Origin of the sequence: Nonomuraea aridisoli (assembly GCF_003236395.1) — a bacterium.
Lineage (GTDB): Bacteria > Actinomycetota > Actinomycetes > Streptosporangiales > Streptosporangiaceae > Nonomuraea > Nonomuraea aridisoli.
Window position 1 is genome coordinate 1 of sequence record NZ_POUD01000469.1, and the last position, 3,642, is coordinate 3,642.

Below are 3,642 nucleotides of genomic sequence, written 5' to 3' on the forward strand. Positions count from 1 at the left end.
CGCCCGTCCCCCGCACGACCCCGAAGCGGCGCCGGCCCTGTCCATGGGTCCGCCGGTGACGGGCGATCCGACCGATCTGGCGCTGCTGATGCGGCTGAAGAAGGCGCTCGAGGAGCTGTCGTGAGGTTCCCCTCACTCAGGAGGAGGCCACGAGTGGAGCAACGACAAGAGGTTCTGGAGGAGATGGCGCTCCTGCGTGAGCGCACACCTGACGTGACCGGGAGTGTCGCCTGCACCGTGGACGGCCTCCAGATCGCCTGCGACCTCGACGAGGAGACGGGCGAGAAGGCGGCGGCGCTGTCGGCGGCGCTGATCGCGATGAGCCGGCGGATGCTGGCCATGACGAGCCGGGGGTCGTTCGAGGAGACGATCATCGCCGGCACGGCCGGTTTCGTGGCGTTCTACGCCGCCGGCCCCACCATCGTCCTCACGGTTCTCGCCAGGCCCGGCACGAACGTCGGCCTGCTGCGATTGGAGGGCAGGAAGACGGCTGCCGCGCTGGCCGCCGTCGCGAAACGCAAGAACTGACCCCTTTCCGGCCGAAACCCGGAGAAAGCGAGGAAGAGCATGGCAAGCATGGACGTCTCCCTCAAGGAGATGATGCAGGTCGACGGCTCGCTCGGCGCCGCGATCGTCGACTACGGCAGCGGCATGGCGCTCGGCACCCTGGGCGGGTCCAAGGACCTCGACCTGCAGATCGCCGCCGCGGGCAACACCGAGGTGGTCAAGGCCAAACTCCGCACGATGGACTCGCTGGGCCTCAAGGAGGCCATCGAGGACATCCTCATCACGCTGGGCGGCCAGTACCACATCATCCGCCCCATCTCGGGGCGCGGCGGCAAGGGGCTCTTCCTGTACCTGGCCCTCGACCGCAACCGCGCCAACCTGGCGATGGCCCGCCACCAACTGCGGAGCATCGAGGAGAAGCTGGAGGTCTGAGGAGGGAGGGTGGCCCGCCCGCAGGCGGACGGGCCACCCGGTGGATCATCCCTTGGTGAGTTTGGTGATCTCGGCGACGATGTCCGGCCACAACGCCCGGGGCAGGTCGTGGCCCATCCCCGGATACGTCACCAGCCGGGAGCCGGGAACGGCCGCCGCCGTGGCGCGCCCGCCGGCCACCGGGATGAGCGGGTCCTCCTCGCCGTGCAGCACCAGCGCGGGCACCCGCACCGCCGCCAGCGCCTCGGTACGGTCGCCCGAGGCGTTGATGGCGGCCAGCTGCCGGGCGGTGCCCGCCGGGTCGAAGCAGCGGTCGTAGGCGAGGCCGGCCCGCGCCCTGATCAGCTCCCGGTCCAGCTCGTAGCCGGGCGACCCGATGACCGACCAGGTCACCACCGCCTGGTCCATCACGCCGTCGCGGTCGGACGGCGGCCGGGACAGCAGCGCCCCCATCGCGGCCTCCGTGGGCGGGGCGACGCCGGGGCCCGGCGTGGACATGATCGAGGTGAGGCTCAGCACCCGCTCCGGGTGGCGGATGGCGAGCGTCTGGGCGATCATGCCGCCCATCGAGGCGCCCACCACGTGGGCGGCGGACCAGCCGAGGGCGTCCATGAGCCCGGCGGCGTCGTCGGCCATGTCGTCCAGCAGGTACGGCGCGGGCTCGCCTCGGGCGGGGACGCCCGCGTCGTGGAGGTGCGTGGACAGACCGGCGTCGCGGTTGTCGAACCGGACGACGTGGTGTCCCTGCTCGACCAGGAGCCGGCAGAGCTCTTCGTCCCATTGGATGAGCTGCGCGCCGAGTCCCATGATGAGGAGCAGGGGCCGGCCGTCGGGAGAGCCGAAGCTCTCATAGGCGATGTCGATGCCGTTGGCGGTTACGCGGGTCGTCACGCGCACCAGAATGACATTCTGGTGCGCGCGCGTAAAGCCGTCAGTCCGTCGCCGCGGGGGTGGCGGCAGGGGTCGCGGTCGCCGTGGGCTCGGGCTTCGGCGGCTTGGCCGGGTTGTTGTCGCGCTCGGCCCAGGCGCGGGTGGAGAACGGCACCGGATGGTTCTTCTTGCCCAGGCCGGGGCCCCACTTGGTGATGACGTAGTCGACCTCGATGTGGCCGAGGCCGCCGTTGCCGTTGACGTACAGCGTGTTCGGGTTGAACCGGCCGCCGGTCAGCTCGGCGAAGGTCTTGCCGTCGAGGTCCAGCATGATGCCGCGGCTGGAGGGCTCGCCGGGACCGCGGTCACCGACGAAGAACGGCATCTTCTTGCCCTTGTAGATCACGTAGCCCTCGGTCATCAGCGGCCAGCTGGGGCTGGCGGCCATGCCCTTCTGCATGGGCTTGCCGCTGGCGGGCAGGCCGGTGTCGCCGGCGCGGCCCGAGGCGTCGTCCCAGAAGTACGACGCGGTGGTGGAGCCCTTGAGCAGGATCTTCTCGGGGGCGTCGTCCGTGTCGGCGTGGGCGGCCGTGCCCGAGAAGGTCAGGGCGGCGCAGAGGCCGGTGGCGGAGAGCAGGGCGAAAGAGCGCATGCCGGATCGAGCAGTCATGAAAAGGTAAAGCCCTTCACGAGGAGACGGGGGAATTGCGCTTCATCGGGAAGCGCGCAGCAGGGCAGAACGCCTGATGTGGGGATGCCGCGCGGAGCGCAAGGTTCGAGCCTGGGGAAGGGGACCGCTCAGCGGTCGGCCGTCACTACGTGGTCTGGGGGTACGACGTGGTGATGCATGAAATGGTGTGTCCTCTCCATCACGCCTACCGGGTTAGCTGACGGGTTCGGACGTGGAGATGCCCTACCGGCACGGCGGCCGGATTCACCCCAGATGGTGGGTCCCCGGTTCCCGGAACGTCCGGGATTCGGCGCCAGCCGGTCGTCCCTTTTGTAAGGACAAGGTCACCGGCTGGTAGTGCGTAAGACTTTAACCATTGATCACGACACAGGCAAACGAATCGTCACGAATCGGAAGAAGATCTACCTAATAGGACAAAAGGAAAGGGGGCGCGGACTCGCCGCACCCCCGGTGAATTCAGGCCTCAGCCGCCGCTCTTGCGCCTGAACGATCTTTTACTCGCAGCCGGACCGTGCGCCCCATGGATCTTCGACGGGTCGCCGCCCCTGCCACCTGCGCCGCCGCTCGCGTTCTGGCTGCGCTTGCGCTCCAGCGCCTCGCGGAACTTGCGCTTCATCTCGTCCTCGGAAGTTTCGCTGACTTCCTGCTCCGGTGTCTCCGCCATGAGGACCTCCAAGGTGTTGGGGACACTCACAGCTTCGCATGGCATCGCGTACGGCGCGAAACCGGCCTCCCGGACGAGGGTGTCGCTGCGATCGCCATCAAACGGGCATATTGCGCAAAGACCTAGCAATCAGACGTTCCACGTGAGGGTGTCGTAGCACGGGCCCGGTCACGTGCGGGAATGCGGCCCGCATCGCCTCGTCCAGATCGGGACGGCTCACCTGGACGCCCCCCGGCGGGGTGCCAAGGATGGACAGAAGTGCGAGTGCGAGATTGAGAGGAGGCGTCATGTACGCCGAGCTTTTCGCCCTTCCTCCTCCTCGAAGACGCCGTCGCCGGCGCCGTGAGCGCGACTGGTTCCGCTACCGTCGCCGTCGCCGCCACGACCGCGCCCACTACGGCTACTACTACTGACAGATCGAGCGGCCGGGCCGGCGGGCCCGGCCGCTTCATGTCGAAGGCCGCGGGGTGGGAGGGCG

The 3,642-nt window shown here is 68.9% G+C and carries 6 protein-coding genes and 1 riboswitch; of the genes, 3 read left to right on the top strand and 3 right to left on the bottom strand.

Annotation, left to right across the window (positions count from 1 at the left end; translation table 11 throughout):
* The first annotated feature begins 153 nt into the window (after positions 1 to 153).
* Positions 154 to 528: a roadblock/LC7 domain-containing protein gene (locus C1J01_RS46895; RefSeq protein WP_111185495.1), complete on the top strand. Its 375-nt coding sequence runs from the start codon at positions 154 to 156 to the stop codon at positions 526 to 528.
* Positions 529 to 567: 39 nt separating this feature from the next.
* Positions 568 to 939 (top strand): hypothetical protein, encoded by a 372-nt coding sequence (locus C1J01_RS46900; RefSeq protein WP_111185497.1) that lies wholly within the window; start codon positions 568 to 570, stop codon positions 937 to 939.
* A gap of 45 nt (positions 940 to 984) precedes the next feature.
* Here the strand turns inward: C1J01_RS46900 and C1J01_RS46905 are convergent, their stop codons facing one another.
* The 3 genes from C1J01_RS46905 to C1J01_RS46915 form a co-directional block, all read right to left on the bottom strand.
* On the bottom strand, positions 985 to 1,830 hold the full coding sequence (locus tag C1J01_RS46905) for an alpha/beta fold hydrolase (RefSeq protein ID WP_220040468.1): 846 nt from the start codon (positions 1,828 to 1,830) through the stop codon (positions 985 to 987).
* A 40-nt stretch (positions 1,831 to 1,870) separates the two neighbouring features.
* Positions 1,871 to 2,479 carry a hypothetical protein gene (locus C1J01_RS53615; RefSeq protein ID WP_111185499.1) on the bottom strand — a complete coding sequence of 203 codons (609 nt, stop codon included), beginning with the start codon at positions 2,477 to 2,479 and terminating at the stop codon, positions 1,871 to 1,873.
* A gap of 187 nt (positions 2,480 to 2,666) precedes the next feature.
* Positions 2,667 to 2,802, bottom strand: a riboswitch (cyclic di-AMP (ydaO/yuaA leader).
* Between the two features lie 161 nt (positions 2,803 to 2,963).
* Positions 2,964 to 3,164, bottom strand: a complete 201-nt coding sequence (locus C1J01_RS46915) for a DUF5302 domain-containing protein (protein WP_146616010.1) — start codon at positions 3,162 to 3,164, stop codon at positions 2,964 to 2,966.
* Positions 3,165 to 3,451: 287 nt separating this feature from the next.
* On the opposite strand from C1J01_RS46915, the gene C1J01_RS53385 reads away from it, so the two are divergent.
* Positions 3,452 to 3,577: a hypothetical protein gene (locus C1J01_RS53385; RefSeq protein ID WP_268958820.1), complete on the top strand. Its 126-nt coding sequence runs from the start codon at positions 3,452 to 3,454 to the stop codon at positions 3,575 to 3,577.
* The last annotated feature ends 65 nt before the right edge of the window (positions 3,578 to 3,642 follow it).